Origin of the sequence: Granulicella mallensis, from assembly GCF_014203225.1 — a bacterium.
Classification (GTDB): Bacteria; Acidobacteriota; Terriglobia; order Terriglobales; family Acidobacteriaceae; genus Granulicella; species Granulicella mallensis_A.
On the sequence record NZ_JACHIO010000009.1, the window covers coordinates 174,358 to 195,047 of the forward strand.

9 protein-coding genes are annotated in these 20,690 nt (G+C 54.3%); 1 reads left to right on the forward strand and 8 read right to left on the reverse strand.

The features are described from left to right. Positions 1 to 119: 119 nt before the first annotated feature. The 3 genes from HDF15_RS12220 to HDF15_RS12230 form a co-directional block, all read right to left on the reverse strand. Positions 120 to 2,447, reverse strand: coding sequence for a TonB-dependent receptor (locus HDF15_RS12220; RefSeq protein ID WP_260331025.1), 2,328 nt, complete (start codon positions 2,445 to 2,447; stop codon positions 120 to 122). A gap of 78 nt (positions 2,448 to 2,525) precedes the next feature. Beyond that, entirely contained in the window at positions 2,526 to 4,220 is a 1,695-nt protein-coding gene (locus HDF15_RS12225) for a WD40 repeat domain-containing protein (protein WP_184255870.1), read from the reverse strand. Positions 4,221 to 4,327: 107 nt separating this feature from the next. Next, the gene (locus HDF15_RS12230) at positions 4,328 to 10,939 is read right to left on the reverse strand and encodes a malectin domain-containing carbohydrate-binding protein (RefSeq protein ID WP_184255872.1); all 6,612 of its coding nucleotides are present in this window, start codon (positions 10,937 to 10,939) and stop codon (positions 4,328 to 4,330) included. A 1,025-nt stretch (positions 10,940 to 11,964) separates the two neighbouring features. Here HDF15_RS12230 and HDF15_RS12235 point away from each other — a divergent pair. Further along, complete coding sequence (locus HDF15_RS12235; RefSeq protein ID WP_184255889.1) at positions 11,965 to 12,963, forward strand: zinc-dependent alcohol dehydrogenase family protein; 999 nt, start codon at positions 11,965 to 11,967, stop codon at positions 12,961 to 12,963. A 196-nt stretch (positions 12,964 to 13,159) separates the two neighbouring features. On the opposite strand, the gene HDF15_RS12240 is transcribed toward HDF15_RS12235, so the two are convergent. The 5 genes from HDF15_RS12240 to HDF15_RS12260 form a co-directional block, all read right to left on the reverse strand. Continuing rightward, the gene (locus HDF15_RS12240; RefSeq protein ID WP_184255891.1) at positions 13,160 to 14,428 is read right to left on the reverse strand and encodes a hypothetical protein; all 1,269 of its coding nucleotides are present in this window, start codon (positions 14,426 to 14,428) and stop codon (positions 13,160 to 13,162) included. Beyond that, positions 14,425 to 17,496, reverse strand: coding sequence for a serine/threonine protein kinase (locus HDF15_RS12245; RefSeq protein ID WP_184255893.1), 3,072 nt, complete (start codon positions 17,494 to 17,496; stop codon positions 14,425 to 14,427). Before HDF15_RS12245 ends, HDF15_RS12240 begins: the two co-directional genes overlap by 4 nt. Before the next feature lie 301 nt (positions 17,497 to 17,797). Then, on the reverse strand, positions 17,798 to 18,094 hold the full coding sequence (locus tag HDF15_RS12250; protein WP_184255895.1) for a hypothetical protein: 297 nt from the start codon (positions 18,092 to 18,094) through the stop codon (positions 17,798 to 17,800). An 11-nt stretch (positions 18,095 to 18,105) separates the two neighbouring features. Then, positions 18,106 to 18,579 carry a hypothetical protein gene (locus tag HDF15_RS12255; protein ID WP_311733089.1) on the reverse strand — a complete coding sequence of 158 codons (474 nt, stop codon included), beginning with the start codon at positions 18,577 to 18,579 and terminating at the stop codon, positions 18,106 to 18,108. Between the two features lie 76 nt (positions 18,580 to 18,655). Beyond that, positions 18,656 to 20,689: a type VI secretion system Vgr family protein gene (locus tag HDF15_RS12260; RefSeq protein WP_184255899.1), complete on the reverse strand. Its 2,034-nt coding sequence runs from the start codon at positions 20,687 to 20,689 to the stop codon at positions 18,656 to 18,658. Between the last annotated feature and the right edge of the window lies 1 nt (position 20,690).

Consider the following 20,690-nt stretch of genomic DNA (forward strand, 5'->3'; position numbering starts at 1 on the left):
TGTCCGTGACGTTTCTAAGTTTGCCACCCCGAAATCCATAACAAACATCGAGACCCGCATCCCTCGATGGAAGAAGCATGTAGTCGATAAAAGGTTGAAGGACGAAATGCGCATAACGTCTAGAAGGTGGTATTGAGGCGGAGGCTGAAGCTTCGCGCAGGACCGATGGCATTGCCGGAGAAGAGGCCCCCAAAGTCGATGACATTCAAACGGTTGTTGAGATTGTCTCCATCGATTTGAAAGCGGGAATTGATTTTTTCGCTCATATAGACGGTTGCGCCAAGCGATGCCTGAACGGAAAGGGACGGGTCTACGCGGCCGCGATCGAAGTTGAGACGATTGACGACATCAGGACCGTATTGAGCCAGAGCATCCTCTTGTGTGCCTTCAAATTCGAAAGGAAGACCAGAGCCGGAGAGAAGTCCTGCAGCAAGCCAGATGCGGGGCAAAAGTTGGTATTTGAACCGTGTGCGGAGCGTGTTGCGCTGGTCCTGAGAGTCGGGGAAATGGCCGCTAAGCTGGGTAAGAGCCGCGCTCACGTCGTCTCCGAGAAAGAGGCCTCCGGTTACCGGGAACCAGACGTTGCCCACCATGTACGAATAGCTGACATAGCCGGTGAGATTGCCCAGGTGCACCAGATCGAGCTTCCCTTCCGCGCCGTAGATGACAGCCTTATCAAAGGCGATGGGATAACTTACGCCGGTATTGAGAAGCTGGTCGTCATCGGCGTAGTTACGGACGTCGCGACGATAGACGTTCACGTCGAGCCGCAGCCTCTCCGCCACAGACTTGCTTGCGCCGGCTTCAAAGTAGTTGCCTTCGGAGGGTTTGACTGGAAGCTTCAGGACTTGAGGATCTACGGACTGAATGTAGCCTGAGCTCGAGATGAGAATATTTTCGTTGGAGGGCGTCTGGAAGATGCGGTCGTAAGAGGCATGTACGACCGTGTTGATCGAGGGAAGATAGCGCCCGATGGACAAGCGCGGGCTGACGGCATTTTGGTTGAGGAGAAGCTGGTAGTGGTCCCAACGAAGGCCGCCGCTCAAAGTCCACTGTCCAAGACGAACGAGGTCTTCGACGAAGGCAGATTGTTCGAGGTCGGGCCTGCTCTGAATGAAGGGCGGAAGCGTGGTGGGAGTTCCGTCGTCGAACTGGGTGGGATCGGTAAGGGTGAAGCTGAATTTTTCGTGCAGGAAGGTGGCGTCGGATTCGACACCCGCCTTGAACTCCTGATGGCCATGGTGAAAAGATACCGTGTCCTTGAAGTAGCCTTCACGGAAGTCGTTTTTCTGGAACGCAATGATCGGGGTAGACAGCGGGTTGGAGTAGAGGTCGTTAGCATTGTCGCGGACCATGCCGACGAGGCTGGTGAGCAGGTTAGGCGAGAAAGTGTGCTGATAGCCCGCTGTGCCGATCGTCTCGAAGTTATCGCCGTTCTGAATCTGCCCAGCCTGCTCCTGAAGCAGTTCGTTGGGAATCTGAAAACGAGATAGCTCATGCCGGACGCTTAGGTTGAAGCTGTCCCTGGGGGTAAAGTCACGCTCGTATCTCGCGGCGAAGTCTGCCGTCGTGCCCTTGTTCGTGAAATTCTCCGGAACGACAGGGTTGAGATAGTGACTCGTAGCGCTACCTGAAGCAGTTGCGAAGAGAGAGTTTTTGCCCCAGGTGTCCTGCAACTGGCCGAAAGATTGGAGGGTGGCGTAGCTGCCGCCGCCAAGAACCAGCTGGCCATGCAGGCCGGAAAGCGGCTGGTGTGTTGTGTTGAGTTCCACTACGCCACCAAGTTTTCTTCCGTACTCCGCAGGAAAGCCTGCGGTATAGACACTGATGGAGTCGAGGTCATCGGCCTCAATCTCGGGACCGAAGCCTGGGGAACGGTTGTCCGTGAGAGGAACGCCGTCAACGATAAGTTGGGTTTGATACTCCGAACCGCGAGGGTGAAGGACAGCGTTGCCTTCATAGAGCCAGCCGGGTTGCGAGTTGATGAGATCCTGCACAGAGCGACCGGGAAGCGAGTCCACTTTGTCTTCGATCTGCGCCGAGCCAATCCTCATGATGGAAGAGGGGCCGTTTGGATCGACGAGAGAGCTACTGGCGGAGACATGGATGACGGTGCTGACAGGAGAAATCACGAGATGAAGAGTTCGCTCGACGGGAATTTCGGATCTTATCTCAAATGATGTCGCTACCGAAGCGAAGCTCTCTTTTTCAACCTTGAGGCTGTAAACGCCATAGGGAAGAGTTTTGATCGTGATGTTGCCGTCTTTGTTCGTTACAAGGCGACGAAAGTATTGGTTGGCTTCGTTGGAGAGTACAACAGCGCTTTCGACCCCATGTCCACCAGGGTCCGTAAGGGTAATGCGAAGCTCTCCGGTATTAACCTGGGCCAGAAGAGGGACCGCGGCAAAACAAAGCAATAGAACAAATAGGGAGATTTTCTTCATCATCAATAACCGGTCTAATTTTCAGATTTGTGCTAAAGCTTACCCCTCGGAAAAGCAATCATCTTCTGATCTTCGCTATACCTAATCCTCACTCTTTTTCGCTAAAGGCTGCTCAGGCGGAAGCTTCGCAAGCGCCGAGTTCACTTTAGCTAACCAGCTCGGAAAGGGACGCGAAAGAGATTTAGCGTATTCGAGAGAGGGACGGTCGCCCTTTGCGATAAGCAAGTCGACATAACTCTCGAGGCTCACATGACTCCATGGCGAAATGGGGCGCTGAGTAATATCAGTGAAATACCATTTGCCAAAGAGTGCCCAGCGATCGCTATCCTTAGAGCCGGTCACCTTAACTCGAATCGCCTCTATCCTGGCAAGATCCGGTTGCATCGTGTGATCGAAGTTATTCAGTGTGGACGCAAAGTCGAGCAGGTCAGCGACCCACGACGGAGCCTCTTCGTTTGGAGGCAGATCGATCACCCAGCCAGACGAGCCGCCTGCGATCAACAGAGATAATCCATCCGGGCTAAAGGAGAAATACGGAGGTCCGTCAGACAAAAGGGTCGGAAGCTGAACCTGATCGCCGGTGGACGTATCCCAAAGTCGAACCGCCTTATCCCCGGCAACCGTAGCGACTAATTTACTGTCAAGACTGAACGATGCCCGGCCTACAGGAGCCGGATGCTGCAAAGGAGGTACCGTCAATTTATCGTTACTCGTACTCCATATGCGTACGGCATGATCCTTCGAGGCAGTAACGATAAGTGAAGCATCGCTGTTGAACTCTGCGGACCCCACGCCAAACCCGTGACTCATAACGCTCCCGATTGGAGCTCCGCTCTGGGCGTCCCATATCTCTGCCGTAGAGTCTGCGCACGCCGTAACAATTCGCTTGTTATCAGAGCTGAATTGAGCGCTGTAAATATCGTTGCCACGACGCAATTGCCGGATACGTACCCCGGTGCGTGGGTCGCGGAGATCGGCGAAGTTATCTCCTGTTGCAATCAGGAGCGTCCTTCCATCACTGCTAAAACTCACGTGGTAAGCAGCCTCGTGATACTCGATCAGCGGGGACAGCGGCTTACCGGTCGCCGCATCCCACGTACGCGCTTTCCCTTCGTCGGACGAGGCAGCGACGATCTTCCCATCCGGGCTAAAGCTCACAGACCAGGCGGACCCTAAGAACTGCATAGAGGTGGCTAATCTTTTACCGGTGATGGCATTCCAGACCGTGACCTTGCCGTCCTCTGTACCGGTCGCGATTTGTTTTGAATCACTGCTGAAGACTGCAGAGACCACCTCATCATCGTGGTCCAGCGATGGCATCAGTTGGACTCCGGTACGAGCATCCCACACTCTCGCGGTATGGTCCTTTGAAGTGGTCAGTATCCTGGTTCCATCAGGACTGTAGCTCGCCGATGTGATGACGCCTGTATGGCCTTGAAGCCTGAGCGCGGTATTGGCTCGCTGTTCAGCAAGCAGACGAAAAGCGAAGCGCGACGCGACCAGGTTGCCAGGTTGCAGACGCAGGCTCTCCGCTAATAACCGAAGCGCCGCTGGCTTGCTGCCGGTCTCAGAGAGTTCGAACGCTTTTAAATAATCGATATACGACTCGGTAACGGCCGCTGAAGTTTTAGCAGCAACGACGGAAGCCACCGATCCCTGAGGATTGTTTGCGATGGTCTGGGCAATCAGAAGATTGCCCCCCTGGGACAAGACAAACATTAAGACAGGGATAGGGAGCAGTTCCTGACGCCACAACCACTTATAAGGAGAGAACATCCATTCCTCTTCAAGTATTAAGAGTTTATAAATCAATTTGAGGGTCTGCGAGGATGAATCCCCGCAGACCCTCGAAAGACGACAGCCCAAAATTACCCGCCCAGGTGTTACCTGATCTCGATTCCGTTCACCATCGGCTGGTCGTGCGCGCCGTTGGTAAAGGCAATCACGATCTGGCCGTTGACTGGCGTGATGTTGGGGAAGGTTTGTACAACCGCCGTAAAGCTTGCATTTCCGGCAGCGGCAAAGATATCGAAGTTCGGCAGTACCTGGGTTCCGTTGATCGATACATTGAACTGACGAGAGTTTGCGGTGGTAAAGAATAGTTCCGCAAAGTGCAAAATTACAGTGTAGGTTTTGCCTGCTGTGAGATTTGGAATGGTGTACGTCATAGCGCCCTGATGGGCATCCGCATACACTGCAGCAGGTGCGGCGATAGTTACAATCGCCGCCGGGATGGTGATGGCGTGGTTGGGAGCATCATCGTTGCCGCCAGTGAAGTCAGTGTCACCGATGAAGTTACCTACAACCATAGAGCTGCCCGCATTGATGGCGATGACGTCCGCGGACGCAGCGGCCGTTGAAGTTGAAACCTGCTGCGACGGTGGCGAAAGCACTCCGGTGCTGTTAGCCGCTTCAACGATGTAGTAATACATGGTTGAAGCAGTGAGTGCGGCATCGGAGAAACTGGTGGCAGTGAGATTCTGTGCGATCCGATTCGCCGTCGAGGGAGTGAACCCAGCTACGGTGCTTCGGAATACAGAGTAGGTCACTCCTGGCGTGATGCTTGCTGTCCAGTTGAGATTGACCTGGGTCGATGAAGCCGTCATGGCTGTCAGCAGGGTCGGAGCGGACGGCACAGGGGCGCCACCCGTCTGAATCTCAATACCGTTCACCATCGGCTGATCGGAGATTCCGTTGGTAAAGGCAATGACGATCTGGCCGTTGACAGGAGTAATGTTCGGGAAGCTCTGAACAACTGCGGTGAATTTAGCGTTCCCGGCGGATGCAAAGATGTCGAAGTTCTGAAGTACCTGAACTCCATTGATCGACACATTGAATAAGCGGGAGTTCGCCGCTCCAAAGTAGAGTTCAGCGAAGTGGAGGACCACCGTATAGGCACTGCCGGCAGCCAGGTTTGGGATGGTGTAAGTGACGGCACCTTGATGCGCATCGGCATAGACTGCAGCCGGTGCAGCGATATTTGCAATCGCCGCAGGAATGATGATCGGCTGCCCCGGAGCATCGTCATTCCCGCCAACAAAGTCCGTATCGCCGATAAAGGTTGTATTCCCGGAAGCGCTGGTCACAGCTGCAGTGCTGCCAGCGTTGATAGCAATCACTTCAGTAACTCCTGAAGCAGCCTGCGTCTGCGCCGAAGTCTGCAGCGAGTTAGTGAAACCAGCGCCGTTGACGGCCTGCACAATATAGAAGTATGCTGTTGCGGCAGTAAGGCCCGTATCTGAGTCTGTCGTGGATGTCAGACCTTGTGCGATCTGATTGGCTGACGACGGCGCAAAGCCGGAGGTTGTGCTCCTAAAGACGGAGTACGTTACACCCGGAGTGGTGCTCGCCGTCCAGCTCAGGTTGATCTGGCTTGCCGATACCGCCGTCGGCGTGACGCCGGTAGGCGCTGCCGGAAGGACAGGAGCGGCGTTGCTGATGGTAAGAACCAGGGTAGCGGTGCCGGTCTGGCCAGTGGAACTGGTCGCGGACAGAGCGACATTGAATGTGCCGGCCACTGTGGGTGCGCCCGAGATCAATGCCCCGGTACGACCCAGACCTGCGGGTAAGCCCGTTGCATTGAAGCTTGCAGCGGCAGGATTCGACGTGATGGTGTAGCTGAAAGGCTGACCGACAGTCGCAGCCGCTGAAGTGGCACTGGTAATCACCGGTGCTGCCGCGTTGACGGTCAGAATCAGATTTGCTGTACCCGTCTGGCCAGTCGAGTTCGTGGCCGAAAGAGTGATGCTGAAGGAACCGGTCGCCGTCGGCGTACCCGAAAGAACTGCTCCATTACGGCTCAGCCCCGCTGGCAAACCGGTCGCATTGAAGCTTGAGGCGGCCGGGTTAGAAGTGATGGTATAGCTGAACGACTGACCGACCGTTGCAGTAGCAGTGGCAGCACTGGTAATAACCGGCGCCGCCGCATTGACGGTCAGGTTAAGAGTAGCCGTACCAGTTTGACCAGTGGCGCTGGTGGCCGACAAGGTGATGGGGAAAGATCCCGTCACCGTAGGCGTGCCCGAGATGACCGCGCCCGTCAGGCTCAGCCCCGCAGGCAAACCGCCTGCGTTGAAGGTCGAAGCAGTCGGGTTAGAAGTAATGGTGTAGCTGAACGGCTGACCGACGGTTGCAGCCGCAGTGGTAGCGCTGGTAATCACCGGCGCCGCCGCATTGACGGTCAAGCTAAGGGTAGCCGTGCCTGTTTGACCAGTCGCGTTGGTAGCCGACAAGTTGATAGTGAACGATCCGGTCACCGTAGGCGTACCTGAGATGACTGCGCCCGTCAGGCTCAGCCCCGCAGGCAGGCCGGTTGCATTGAAGGTCGAAGCGGCCGGGCTGGAAGTGATGGTATAGCTGAACGGCTGACCGACAGTTGCGATGGCAGACGTAGCGCTTGTGATGGTTGGCGGCGTCGCACCTGCAGACGCGAAAGACCCAATGACCTCGAAGTCTTCCAACGAGTAGCCGAACGTTGTCGTCCGTTTCGTGCCGCACATACGGACAAAGCGGCCATTGCCATTCAAGCCGCTGTAGGTCTTGATACCGCCACTCGTATTGCCCGTAACATTCACGAGGGTCGTCCAATTCGGCGAGCTGCAATTTGGCGTAGTCGCTTCAGGGAAGACCGCAGGGTTGTTACTTATCTGCAGCACATAGTTCGCCCCGGCAGCATTTTCCCAATCCAGAACAATGGAGTGGATATTCGCAGCGCTATTGAGGTCAATCACAAGCGATTCAGGATCGACGCCCTGCGTGCTCTCCCAGCGGGAGTTCTCGCTGGCGATATTATCTACTGCAAGTGCGGCAATGTTGCCCCCGTTAGAGCTCGAAGCACTGGTCTGCTTGAATGCAGCTAGAGGTACATCCGTCTGGATAGGCAAGCTTGGTCCGGCCAGACTGGTCGCCAGGCTTGCGTCCGTTGCGTTCACAATTCCATCAAGGTTCAGATCGAATTGTGCGTTAGCTGACGTGATCGCGGTGATGGGGTTGTTGTTATTGTTTGCGATCACAGTCGTAATTGCACTGGCATCGGCATTATCGACGATATGATCGCCCGTAACATCTCCCTCTAGAACATTGAAAGGAAGATCGTAGGATTCATTCTGCGCTGCCTCGCTTGTGACACCGGTCAAATGCAACTGAAGCGCCTGAGCATTTGCCACATTGGCAAGCGTGACCGTAACGATCATCTTGGTTGGGTCGAGCGTGACGGAGCTCACGCTTCCCTGCACCGCCTGCGTGGAGCCCGGCTGAGCGTTGAGCACGGCTGCAGGAGCAGCTGAAAGCGGCTGCGCAAAGTTTAGCTGGAGAGTGTAGCTGCGGTTCGGTGCAACGCGTGCCTCAGTCGTGGGAAGTCCAGACGGTCCGAACGGATAGAGTGGAACACCCACGGGAACTCCCGCGTGGGTCTGAATAGAAGTGGCCTGATAAACGGTATCTGAGAACTCGTTTAGCAGTTGGGCCGAAGTGAGGACGCTGTTATAAACACGGACCTCGTCGATGTTGCCCTGGAAGCCGTCTGTAGAAGTCTGGTCAGTAGGGCCATTTGGAAAGAGATTTTGTTGACCAAACCACAGGTCACCGCCACCACTGGCATCCTGCGCTGTTCCCTGTCCGGCAAGCTTGCCGTTTACATAGAGGTAACGCTTGTTGTTGGGGCCGTCTTGTACGAGTGCCAACTGTGTCCAGGCTCCAGCCGTTGCTGCCGGGCCGGTGATAACAGTTCCAGTGCCGCCCGGAGTTCCGCTACGGGCTTCCCATTGGCCGTTGAGATTAATCCAAAGACCATATTCGTTCCCCTGGTCTCTTGACTTTACGATGATCGAAGCGCCATCAAGACCGTTCGTGCTCAACGGAGGGCCGAAGCCCTGCAGGGTCGTGGGGTTGACCCAGGCGACGAGGCTGAAACTCTGGCTCGCAGTGAACTGCAGGTCGGAAGTATTCTTGACGACGAGCCGGTCGATGACCGTGGTGCCGTGATACTGCCAGGAACCGCCGATATAGCCGCTGGGAGTCGATTCAATCTCATTCGACCCATCGGTCTCATCCTTTACCGCGGTATGACCGTTCCCGGTAAGGTCTACGGAGCTGTTCGCGCTCTCTCCCTGCAGAATTCCTTCATCCATCGGCCAGTATGCAACCAGCCCCGGTTCAGAGTACTGCGGAAAGGTGGTAGCAGAAGCGATGTTGCTCGAGTTTGAAGAGCCTGCGTTGTTAGTCGCCTTGACCGTATAGAAATACGTCGTATTCGGCGTCAAGTTAATCGTGGAGGTTGAACCGTTCGTCGCGGTAACCGTCTCAAGACCGGTGTCGACAAAGCTCAAGTCTGAGGTCGACGTGATCTGAACAGCAACGCACGTGGAGCACGTCGCGCGAAAGACATTGAAGCCGGTGTGCGCAGTCGCCTGGCCGCTATCCGGATCGGTCCAGCTGACAGTAATCTGCGACTCGGAATCCGCCTGTGCAGACACATTGAGAGGAACCTGCGTCGGAGCTCCTGGCGCAACTGGCGCCTGGCCGTAAACGAAGAGATACCCGGGCTTATTGTCCGACGGCTGAACGAATGTTTCCGGAGCTCCGCTGGAAGAGGTGGTCGTTCCGGTCGTGGTTGGATTTTGATAGCAGGAGAAAAACACATTTCCGCCCGACACAATCGGCAGCGAGAATGTTGGAGTGATGCACGGATTGCCCGAGCCGTCATCCACCTGAATGTTGTTTTGCGAGAAGATAGCACCCTTGGCTAGATTGCTTGCGTCCCAGGCACGTATGCCGTTTGCAGTTTGCCAGACTAGCCCGTTGGTCGTGCCATTCGCCGAAATGAATACTCCGGCATTCTTATCGACAGGACCCTCCGGCGAGGCATCCTCCGTGCTGGAAATATAGGTGTTCGTAGTTTGGTTGAAGCCAACCGCACGTGATCGCGCTCCGGAATTGCCTCCCGAAAAGTAGATGCGATTATTGAAAAGTGCCGGCGTATTGAAGAAGCCTGTTCCGTTGGGAAAGGTGATCTCCTGGACAACATTGTCATCCTGAAAGTCAACCGGGATACTGCTACTGACCGTGCCGCCTTGCGACGTATCGATGCCGCCAAGATTCGTACGGTCGAGGACATACATAACGCCCGCCTTACCGCCGCCGATCAATAACTGTTTCGTGCTGCCGTCAGGAGCGGGAGTGTCGAAGAGCAAGGGGCCGCCTGCACCGAGATCCTGATCTCCATTATTGAAAGAGTCCCACTGTGCCGGTGTAAACCACACGCTCGTATCAGCAAAAGGGACCTGCAGTTCGTTTTGCCCCCGGTACGCTACGGTGCCAGCCGGAGTCGTATCGAAAGCAAGCACGCTCATCGGCCAATTGGTTCCCTTTGAAAATACATTGCCTTGACTGTCCAGGCCCATCGCTGGCAAAGGGTTGTTGTTGGAATCCTTATTATCCCAATTGCCGCCGTTGCCAGTAATGACATACATCTTATTTAACGCAGGATCGATCGCCGGACTGGCGCCCGCCATCCAGATTCCCGCTTCAAAGGTATTATCTGGCGTTGTCGTAAATTCAGTTGTCTGCTGCAAAGTAGTCGCGTTGTATCCAACGATGAAGCCGGAGTAAGGCTGTCCATCACTATGCGACGCGTAGGCCAGATAAAGCGTGTTGTGGCCGTTGAAGTTGTCCAGTGTCAGCGCTGACCGCAGGTGCGAATGAAGAGGATAGAACGGGATGGTTCCAGCCGGAGCAGCCGGCTCATTATCGTTCTCGCAACCGTTATCGCTAGGAGTATTGGGCACGTGGTTTGCCTGAGAGCAAGGGGTGCGATTGTCGCCGCCAAATACGCCATTGAACTGAGGGTTGATCACCACGGGGCTACCGTTCACAGCCTGCCCCGTCTTCAGGTTGATGGCCCAAAGTAGTTGCTCATACGGATGCGAGGCTGGGAGAGTCCCGGTGTCCTTCAGCGCCGACACCACATAGATAATTCCGCCCTTGGGATCAATCACCGGTGTCGCGGTATCGCCAAACAACGGCCTGATGTCCAATGCAGAATCAGTGTCTATCTGAGCCATTGGCACTGCCGTCTTGTTACCTGCCGGAGCAAGATGCAAGCTCCAGATCGGGTTTGAAAACCCAACGTTCGGCCGGTAATTAGGTTCCTGATCGGCGTCGAAAGCGTACAGAGTCGCATTCTCCGTGACAACGAAGACGACATCCTTGTGCTGCTGGCCATCGGCCCAATTTCCCGGAAGCTGGCCACTCGTCGCACCACTTAAATAAAGAGGTTGCGCGAAGATCTGTCCGTCCACTTTCTCCGCATAACGAACAACAAGGTTGCCGTTTGTGCTGACGAACGAAGGAGTGAGGACAGTCTCATTTGCGTTCACGCCCGTATGCTTAGTGTCGACCTGCCAAGTGGTAATGTCACTCTGCGCCAATACAGTAGAGGCGCAGAACGATCCAATAAGGCAGAAGAATAAGAAGCGTGCAAGCGATAAGATTCGCAAAATTAATCTCCGGTAAAGCGAGTGAAGGCACAAGCCCATCCCGCTCGGCTGAAGCCAAACGAGGCACTGGACAGTAAGCTCCATGGAAAAGACCAGGGAAACTGAAAATAAATATGTGTTGCGTGGTGCTAATCCGTAACAAAAGAACGCAAAAAGCTAATGAATGTATGGGTAGAGCAAATCACACACATCTATAAAACAGCGATGAAGTCTGGAAAGCATCTCCGCTTACGCTATGTCAGCAATGATGGAGTCTATCGTACAAGCTCTAGATCGCCTCTTTCGTTCTCTGGGTTGCACTTCAATTGATTTTCATGGAGGGTTGCAAATGTAATCTAGCACGTCAGGCTATGGATTCAGTCCGCCGCAATGTCACTTTTTTGTCACTTTTGTCGTGGTCTTATTAACATCGCCTAAAGATCAAGCTCTACGTATTTCATACGTCTATACGTTTTCGTGGAGACATCAAGCAACCCAGCTAACCACCAGCTCGGGACTGGTTGGCTCCGACATTTTTCCAGCATGAATGCCAAACCGTTGTGCACCATCACAGCACTTCAGAGTTTGCTATCCGATCCATTATGCTTTCTTCACACTTCACCCTTCGAGCGACAACCAAGCTGCTCAACGAATGAATTTAAAATCTGGGGGCAAAGGCTTCTGTTGAGAGAAACACCATAGATGCATATTTATTCCCTGGTTAGAATCTTTTAATGAGGCCCTCTGCCGTCGCAGGTGCACCGTAATCGTTCCCTGCTACGCCCTGTCGGCGTAGCTGCTCTACAAATCGAAATGACGAACTATCTCCGGATGCCATCGAATCGAGACACCACAGCATAAATTTTCGATGACAAGCTCCAATACACCTGACTAGGTCCCGTCTGCTGAAGGGCCATCGTTCATCAGCCCGTTGAGAACGCACGATATCCTTTGCCTCCCCAGCTGTTGCGCCAAGGAAACACGGATTCTGCATCTTCGAGGTTTCATGGCAATCTAAATGGAACAGCTGTAAGTCAGGAGTATGCATGTCCAACACCGTAAAGATTGTCCGCTTCCATAAGACCGGCCCTGCCGAAGTCCTTCAGTTTGACGAACTCGCCCTTCCCGAACCCGGCCCGGGCGAAGTCCGTCTCCAGGTCAAAGCTCTTGGGCTCAACCGCGCTGAGATCATGTTCCGCAACGGACAATACCTTGAGACACCTGTTTTCCCAGCAAAGAACGGTTACGAGGCCGCCGGAATCATCGAAGCCGTTGGCCCAGGCGTCGATTCCAGTTGGATCGGCAAGACCGCCAGCACCGTTCCCGGAACCTTCAAGCTCAACGACCATGGAGTCTACGGCGAAGTCGCGGTCGTTCCCCTGCATGGAATCGCCGAATATCCTTCAACGCTCTCGTATGAACAAGGCACATCCATCTGGATGCAGTACCTCACCGCATACGGTGCGCTCATATGGCTCGGCCAGATCACTAAGGGAGACTTTGCTGTCATCACCGCGGCCAGCAGTAGCGTAGGCATTGCTGCCATTGAAATCGTCAAGGCCGAAGGCGCCATCAGCATCGCCGTCACCCGCACCGCGGCAAAGAAAGCTGAACTCCTCAAACGAGGCGCAGATCATGTGATCGTCACCGACGAAGAAGACCTCGTCGCCCGCATCAACGAGATCACCTCAGGCAAGGGCGCGCGTATCGTCTTCGATCCCATCGGTGGCAAGATCCTCGAATCGCTCGCCGCAGCCACAGCCTCCAAGGGAATCATCTTCGAATACGGAGCCCTGGCACCGGAGCCCACGCCCTACCCTCTTTTCACCGCACTCGCCAAGTACCTCACCATTCGGGGCTACACGCTCTTCGAAATCCCGCCCAATCCAGTATTTCCCAAGGCGAAGCAATACATCTTCGACCATCTCGCTTCAGGCGCCTTCAGCCCCCTCATCGATAAAACCTTTCCCTTTGCTGAAATCGTCGAGGCCCACCGCTATATGGAGTCGAACGCTCAGATCGGCAAGATCGTCGTCACGCTCTAATTTGCACGAGACACCAGGGATGCTGCGCCCGGCAAATCGTCTATAGCTCCAACTGCAAACGCTGAGTCCGCTAAGCACGCTAAGTTTGCGCAGAGTTTTCTTTGCGTCAACTTGGCGTCCTCTGCGAACTCAGCGTTTGCAGTTGGAGTTCCCGATAGCCTTCTTCAGTGTTCTCCCACTTCACGGACAGCCCCTGCTAGAAGCTTGTCTGATTCCAGACCGCCAAAATCTTTGGAGACACATATTTCTCCGCAGGTTTAAAGTGTTCCCCCTTTGCCAGGCGGAAGTTCAGCACCGCGTTCCGTTGCAGCTTGTCGTAATCATTCTTGTCCGACAAAAACGCATCGGCCATAAAAGAAGCTCCCAGGTAGAAATAGGCAGCTCCCTTCTTAGTCCCACCCTGCTTTAGATAAAGCGATATATCGGCACGTGCTTCTTCAAAGTTCGATTGACCATAGCTGCGAACCCCCTTGATCAGAGCATCTTCCAGGTCTTGAGAGTCTTTCTGCGTCGCCCCCATCAGTCGTAGTTTTCCTGCAACTGCAGTCTGCTGCTGCGGATCGAGAGCCAACACCTGGTCGTAAGCTGAAATCGCAGCTGCCGTATTCCCTTTCGCCTCGTCTTCCTGTGCTTTTGCAAGAAATTCCTTGATCCTTACCAAATTATCGACCGATTTGGCTGCTGGCTTGCCGTTGTTATTTATGCCCTGCGTGCCTGGATCGGGAGTCGTTTTTGACTTGCTGTCACTTTCTGCGACCTGCGGCTTTTCCGCCGCAGCCAAAAGTGCTGTGATTCGCTGCAACTTGTCTGCGGGATTACCCGGACCATTGTTTTTGATGACCAGGGCAAAGCTATATTTCTGCTTCGCAGCAGCATACTGCCCTTGCTGCATGTAGGCATCACCCTCCTGCATCGATTCATTGTAGATTTGGATATTGGTTACAATCTGCTTGATGTAGGGCAAGATATTAGCATCTGTTATAGAAGCGGCCACAGTCGATGCCGTAGGAAAATCACCACTTTCATAGGCTGCCTGCACCTGCTTCAATTTCTGCATCCCGGTATCTGCAGGCTGCGACAGATGATTCAACAAATTCGTTGCCTGCTGAATCAACTGCTGTGCTTCGTCGTGGTGTGGACCAAAGGAGATCTTCTGCAGATCGCGGATTCCACCGACATAGTCTTTCTTCTCGAACTTAGTCCTGCCATCGAGAAATAATTTGTCAAACTGGGGCAGCTCTTTTGCAATGGCTTTCTGCACGCCCGCGCACTTCTTCTCGTACTTGCCAGGATCCAGCTTTGCCGCTTGGCAAATATAATCGGCCGCGCGGTCGAGCTCTTTCCTCTCCAGAGCAGCCTTGTACGCAGCATTCAGGTTGTCGAGGTTATCGTCCGCGTGTACAAAGGCTGGCATCAACATGGCGAGGAATACCAGGCATGCTCCGTAAAAATAGACCTGTTTCAAGGCTGATCTCCTGACAGCAGCAGCTTTATATCCGGCTCTGCAAAGGTGCTGGTGCAAAGATGCTTCTCCAGCGTAAGTTGACAATGTTCCACTTGATTATTCTGATCTGCGCTCTGAAAGGTAACCTGATAGTCGCCTGCCGGCAGCCCTTCCAGGCGCATCGGTGTACTATGGTCTCCCGCAGGAAGTTCCACACTATGCCCCTTCCCATCCGTAACCTGCTGAACAACCGCCCACGGCGACGCATTCAACTGTAGATAGGTCGTCGCTAGAGGAACCGGCACGGAAGAACGCACACTTCGCCGCCATATGAGCCCCAGAACTACCGCAAGGATCAGTCCTGTAGCGATATAAGCCCAGGTCCAGGACCTCCCTTTTGCAACGTTTGGAAGAGCTTTCTCACCAGCACTCGGCTTCGTGCTCGGAGTCTTCGACGCCATCTTCAGCTGGAGCTTCCAGTCGGAGCGCACCTGCGTATCCGCATACTCCGCAAGCTTCTCTGGACGGCGCAACACGTCTCGGGCTTCTTTTGGCTCATTGCGCAACAAGGCTTTGCTTGATTCGTCCATAGAAGCGGTAAGTGAAGCATTTGCAAACGACAGCCTTTTGCTTTTTGCTTCAGCGATGGCCTGCGCTAGTTCAGGAGACTCCCCATGCGTCCGCCGCGCTGATTCGAGGGCATCCATACTTCCCTTTAAATCCTGCTTTGCCAGGGATGTCTCAAAGTGGACGATTGCCGTCTGGATCGCTCTCTGGATATTCGCTTTCTTATTGAGCTCCTGCCGCAGTGTGCTGATCTTACCGTTCGAGATCACCTCTGGAGGTTGACTCTCCAGCAGCCGAAGAGCTTCCTGCACATCTGTTTCAGCTAAGGAACGCACATGGGATTCAATCGACTCCAAACGCTGCAAGGCCTCTTGTAATGCTTGCTGCGCCTGCACGAGGAGTACGTTGAGCGCGGGATCTTCCATATCTGCAGCAACGGGCTCGAGTTTTGCAATCGCGGCCTCATACTTTCCTACGCTCATAAGCGCCTGGGCCTCTGCACGTGTCTCGCTGCTCTGCCGCTGACGCGTCAGTGCCTGTTTCTCAGCCCTTGCAAATTCGAGCAGCGAGGTTACATCTTCTGTAGTGCCGCATTCGATACGAACGGATTCGAGGATCTGGATTGCCTTATCGAACTGCGTTGCGTCTATCTCGGCGCGAGCCAACTTCATCGCTTGAGCCAGCAATTCCTCTCGCTTGAGACGCTTGATCTGCTCTTCCAGGCGGAACTTAAGCTGAACCAGCCGCTCATCGCCCGGCACCTGCTCCAGTGCGGTTTCTACTACCGCAAGAGCTTCCGCTGGCGCATCCGAAAAGAGATTCTGCGCCTTTTGCGTTGCGGCCTGCGCAACCTGCTGCGCTTGAAACTCTCGTTTCTTCTTTTCCGTTTCCACCTTCAAGCGAAGCAGGAGGGTCTCGGTCGGCAGCTTCTCCAAAGCCCGGTTTAGCTGCTTGATGGCCTTGTCGAAATCCTCACGATAGATGCAGTCCTGCACTTCGGCAGCGACCTGCTCGTTCAGTTTGCGGCGGATCTCCTGATCCTGCCGATTGACGGCTTCATGAAGGAGTTGCTGCACCTCCTGATGGGTTGGATCCAACTCCGTTGCTTCGCGCAGACGCGCAATCGTATCCGTATAACGCCTGGAGATATAACTTTCGCGAGCTATCTGCAATAGTTCCTGCAGCTTTTCCTCGTTACTTTTTCTCTCGATCTCGCGCAGAACAGTCGCATAGGCATTGCGAAGGTCGGTGTTCTTTTCATCCAAAGTGATCGCCTGCCCAAGCAGGTCCTGCGCTCCAATCAGGTCGCCACGTCCACGCGCGCTCACTGCCTGCTGTCGAAGCAGATCGATTTTGTCGTGCTTTTCTTTCAGTCCCTGGATACTTTCAAGCCTTTCAGCGAGCTGAAGCGTATCCTCCTGGTCGAGCTTGATAGCCTGCCTGTAAACCTGAATCGCTTCGTCATAGCGCTGCGAATAAACAGCCTCTTCCGCTTGCTCGACGAGCTGTCGCACCTGTTCGGTCTTCTGAGTTCGGCTAAGTTGTTCCTGTACTTCGCGCATCATGCGCCGAACATCGGCATCCTGTGAATCGATCCGTTGCAGATCAAGCAACACAGTTCGCGCATGAGCAAGCTGCCCCTGCTCCATCAGGCGTTTGGCAGAGATCATCAGATCTCCCATACGCTCTTTTTGCAGGCTGCCAGAGATAGCCTGCAGATCGAAGGCCATCTCCTCCGCCGTGCTGTAGCGGTCATCGGGATTCTTGGCCAGCGCCCGCTCAACAATCGCAATAAGCTCTTCGGGAAGATCCTGGTTGTAGTTCCTCAGAGGAGGGTAAGGCTCGCTGATAACTTTGTAGAGGGTGGAGACATTCGCCCCGTCAAACGGCAACTGACCGGTAATCATCTGGTACAGGATCACGCCCGCAGACCAGATATCTGAACGGCCATCGCTCATCTCGCCCTTCAGGCGTTCCGGCGCGATGTAATGAAAGGTACCAATCAACGCGTCGGTTTTCGTGAGCCGTGTTGTCTGATCCGCCAATCGTGCGATGCCAAAGTCGACAATCTTCACTCTGCTGTCCGGCTGTAAGATCAGGTTTGCAGGCTTGACATCGCGGTGCTGTACCCCATTCTGGTGTGCATATCCAAGCCCGGAGCAGAGTTGCTCGATGGTCGATACCGTCTCCAGCAGAGAAGGCCTCTTACCGCTGCGGAGAATCTTTTCCAGCGATTCCCCCGCGACATACTCCATGGCGATGTATGGATTGCCTTCGTATTCGCCAATCTCATAGATCGTTACGATATTCGCATGGTTCAGTATGCCCGACCTGGCCTCAACATAAAACCTCTCGCGCAGGTCCGGCGTCGTCTCTGTGAGAGTTTTAATCGCTATCTCACGGCCGATGAGTTTATCTTCTGCCCTATAGACAATGCCCATACCACCGCGGCCAAGTTCACAGATCACATCGTATCGTCCAATACGAGTGGCGGTGGCGGCTGACAATGGATTATCGCTCATACTCAACTATTGTCCTCAGATCGTTGGATTCCTTAATACAAAGCAATATGCAGGGGTTTCAAGCGGCTTTGGGCCGTTGATATCCGCCGTATCTCAGAGAGAGGAAGACTGCAACTTCCCGGCCTCGTCAATACTCACTAGGCAAAACCCGAAAGCGGTCGTTTTATTCCCGACCTCAGAGACAAAACCGGGCGCACAGCGCCAGCAGCAGCGAAGGTCGCCGAAACATAGGGCACTCAGGAAGAATTCGGGATGTGGAAAAACCTTTGCAAAACTTCTGAAAAGAGTCGTGCCTTTGGGTCTACGAAGCCCCCCCCGCTCCCTGGGCAAGCCCGGCAACGACCCCACCGAATCCCCCGGCCCCAGCCGGAGGCAACCCTATCACGCCAACCTTGCAGGTAACATACTCCGGCATCGGCACAGCCGGTAGACGATTAATGAATACACCCGCACCAAGCGCCATAGGAGGACCACCTCCCGGTTGAGGGCCCATCGACGGGGCAGGAATAAAATCAATAAGAACCTCAATCTCTTCGAAAGGAACAGGAAGGTCGCTGCCTATTGAGCTAATTGGGTTATCTGGAGTTGCCGAAGACATCTTTCGATCTCCTATATAGGATCTTTTGTTGCATTTTGCCCTGCCCCACCACCCTCTTCGAGCACGACCTGAAGCCCCTTGAGGAGGAGGTCATAGTCAGGGCGTACAGTCTTCAAGGCAGACTCGGGAGTTGTAAGCGTCACGATGCCAACCCAACGTCCCAGGCGGACATACGTCTGAGCATGAAGCATGGGACCTGTTTCGTCAGGAGCATGCCGCACCAGGAAAAGGGCAGCCTCTTCGCCCTGAGGAAAGGATGTCGGCTGGGGACCGGCCATCTTCGGAGAGCTGAGATACTGGCCCAACAGCTTAGCCTGTGTTTGGATATAAGCCGAGAGCGTATCCTCATCCTTCAGCAGATCCTCACGAAGAGAGACGTTTGCGGGTCTACTCCCGGAGCCAGACTGGTCCTGGCGGATTCCAAAGTCTGCAACAGGACTCCATCCCTTTGGTAATACCGTTATCCGCCAGCGCCCTACTGTCACAAATTGTTCCATAGTTTCGTCAGCTCACACCGTACGTAAAATTGCGACAAATGAACAGGCTCGAAGAAAGAAGCTGCTACATCTTTCCGCCCTTTGTTCCATCGTCTGCTTCATCCGGAGCTTCCGGGCTACTGATCGGAACCGGAGTACCGGGAATTGCAATTCCTCCACTATTGATCAGGACCATGATCCCCGAGATAGTAACGCCGGTAGGCCCGATAGTAATGAAACCTCCCGCCGCTTTGAGGCATATCTCCATACCACTCTCAATGACGAGCGTCATGCCTGACTTGATATAGACCTCTGATCCAGCATCGAGAGAGTAGTTATTGCCAACCTTTTCTCCGTGGTTCTGCCCGACCTGCAGCGAATAGCTCTGAGCTACCTTTGCAACCCGATTCGCCTTGACGTTACTTTGCAGATCTCCGTCGATCTCGTCATAGCGGCCGCCTTTGACGATGAGCGAGTCCTTGCCTCCGACGTATCTGCGATGGTCCATCTCAATTCGATGGTCCATATCTTTCTCGGCATTCATGAAGATCTGCTCACTCCCCTTTTTATCTTCAAAGCGGAGTTCGTTCGCATTGGCAGCCGTGCCATTCTTGGAAGAACGCGTCAGGATACCGGAGCGCGTATATTCGGTCGCCGGATCATATTTTGGCTTATTTACTCCGTTATAGAGCGAACCCACGACAATAGGAGCATCCGGATCGCCCTCGATGAAATCGATCAGAACCTCATCATTAACACGAGGCCAGAAGTAAGTGCCCCACCCGGAACCGGCCCACGCCTGCGCAACCCGAAGAAGCGTATTGTCTGTCTGATTGGGCGGCCTGGTGCGATCCCACCAGAACTGCACGCAGACACGGCCGTACTTATCGATGTATGAGTCCTCACCTGCCGGGACAACAACTTTACCCGTAACCACACCATTGACACGTGGCTTCGGTATGGTGCGCGCCGGACGGTAGACCAGCGAAGCGGGTTGTGCGGTAAAGGTATTACGATACCCCTCCCCTATACCCGTGCCGTCAGTGCGAAACGGCGGCATCTGCCGGCCATTGTGCTCGACACTCAACACCAGGTACTTGGTGTTCTGCACCTCGTCCGGGTGCATCGCCAGCGTGAAGGTATTCCCCGAATCAAGCAGGCTTGCGTTCGAGACACCGAAGATCTCGACGGAACCCGTATCGCTGCGATCGCGAGCGATGTCCTGAAGCTGGCTCTCGACGGTCTGAATCTTGCCATCGCTGGCATCCGTCTTTGCCCATGCGGAGGGAGCGTCAGCGTAGTCATACTTCTCGTGCTCGTTGTCTCCGGTAACAGCTTTACTTATAGAAGACGCAGGACTACTCGGCTGCCGCGCATACTGCGTGAAGCGGTAATCCCAGAGTGTGTGCTTGCCTGTGACCATCGCAGTGCGCACATCGAAGGCATGCACATACATGTTGTAGAAATCTCCGCCATCGAGATCCATCTGCGGCATGTAGTTGAAGGTGCTCTGCACCGGACAGGGAGAAAGCTGGGCGGAGTTATCTGCGAGCACCATGATGTGGTCGCTCTGCGTATGGATGAAATAAAAGAAGATACCGTGCTGCTCCAGAAGACGTGCGACAAAGTCATAATCCGTTTCACGGTACTGGGTGCAGTAGTCGAGCGGCTGGTAGGTGGCCTGAGTATCGTCCTTGGGCGTGATACTGTAGACGCCAAGCACAGCCTTTACGACCTCAATCACAGTCTTGTTCTGAAAGACCCGCGTCTGCGAGTTGAGCGTCAGCAGCCACAAGTTCGGCACGACTTCCGCCTTATAGACCAAAACCGGCGTATTGCTCTCATCCAACTGCCCATCGTGGCTTATCAGCTTCAGGCTACGCACGATTCCGTTGAAGTAACGCTGCCCACTCAAGTTATAAGCAATACCAAGGGTAACGCGCTTGCCGATAAAGGAAGCTGGCTGAATCGGATTCTCAGGAAAGCTGAGCAGCTCCAACTCCAGCTCTGTCAGTGAAGAGATACCTTCGTGTCCTGAAAACCTTTCGACCAGAACTGCATCTTTACCCAGCGGCGTGGTGAGCGAGAGCAGACGTCTATCGTGTGTGTAGGTTGGCATA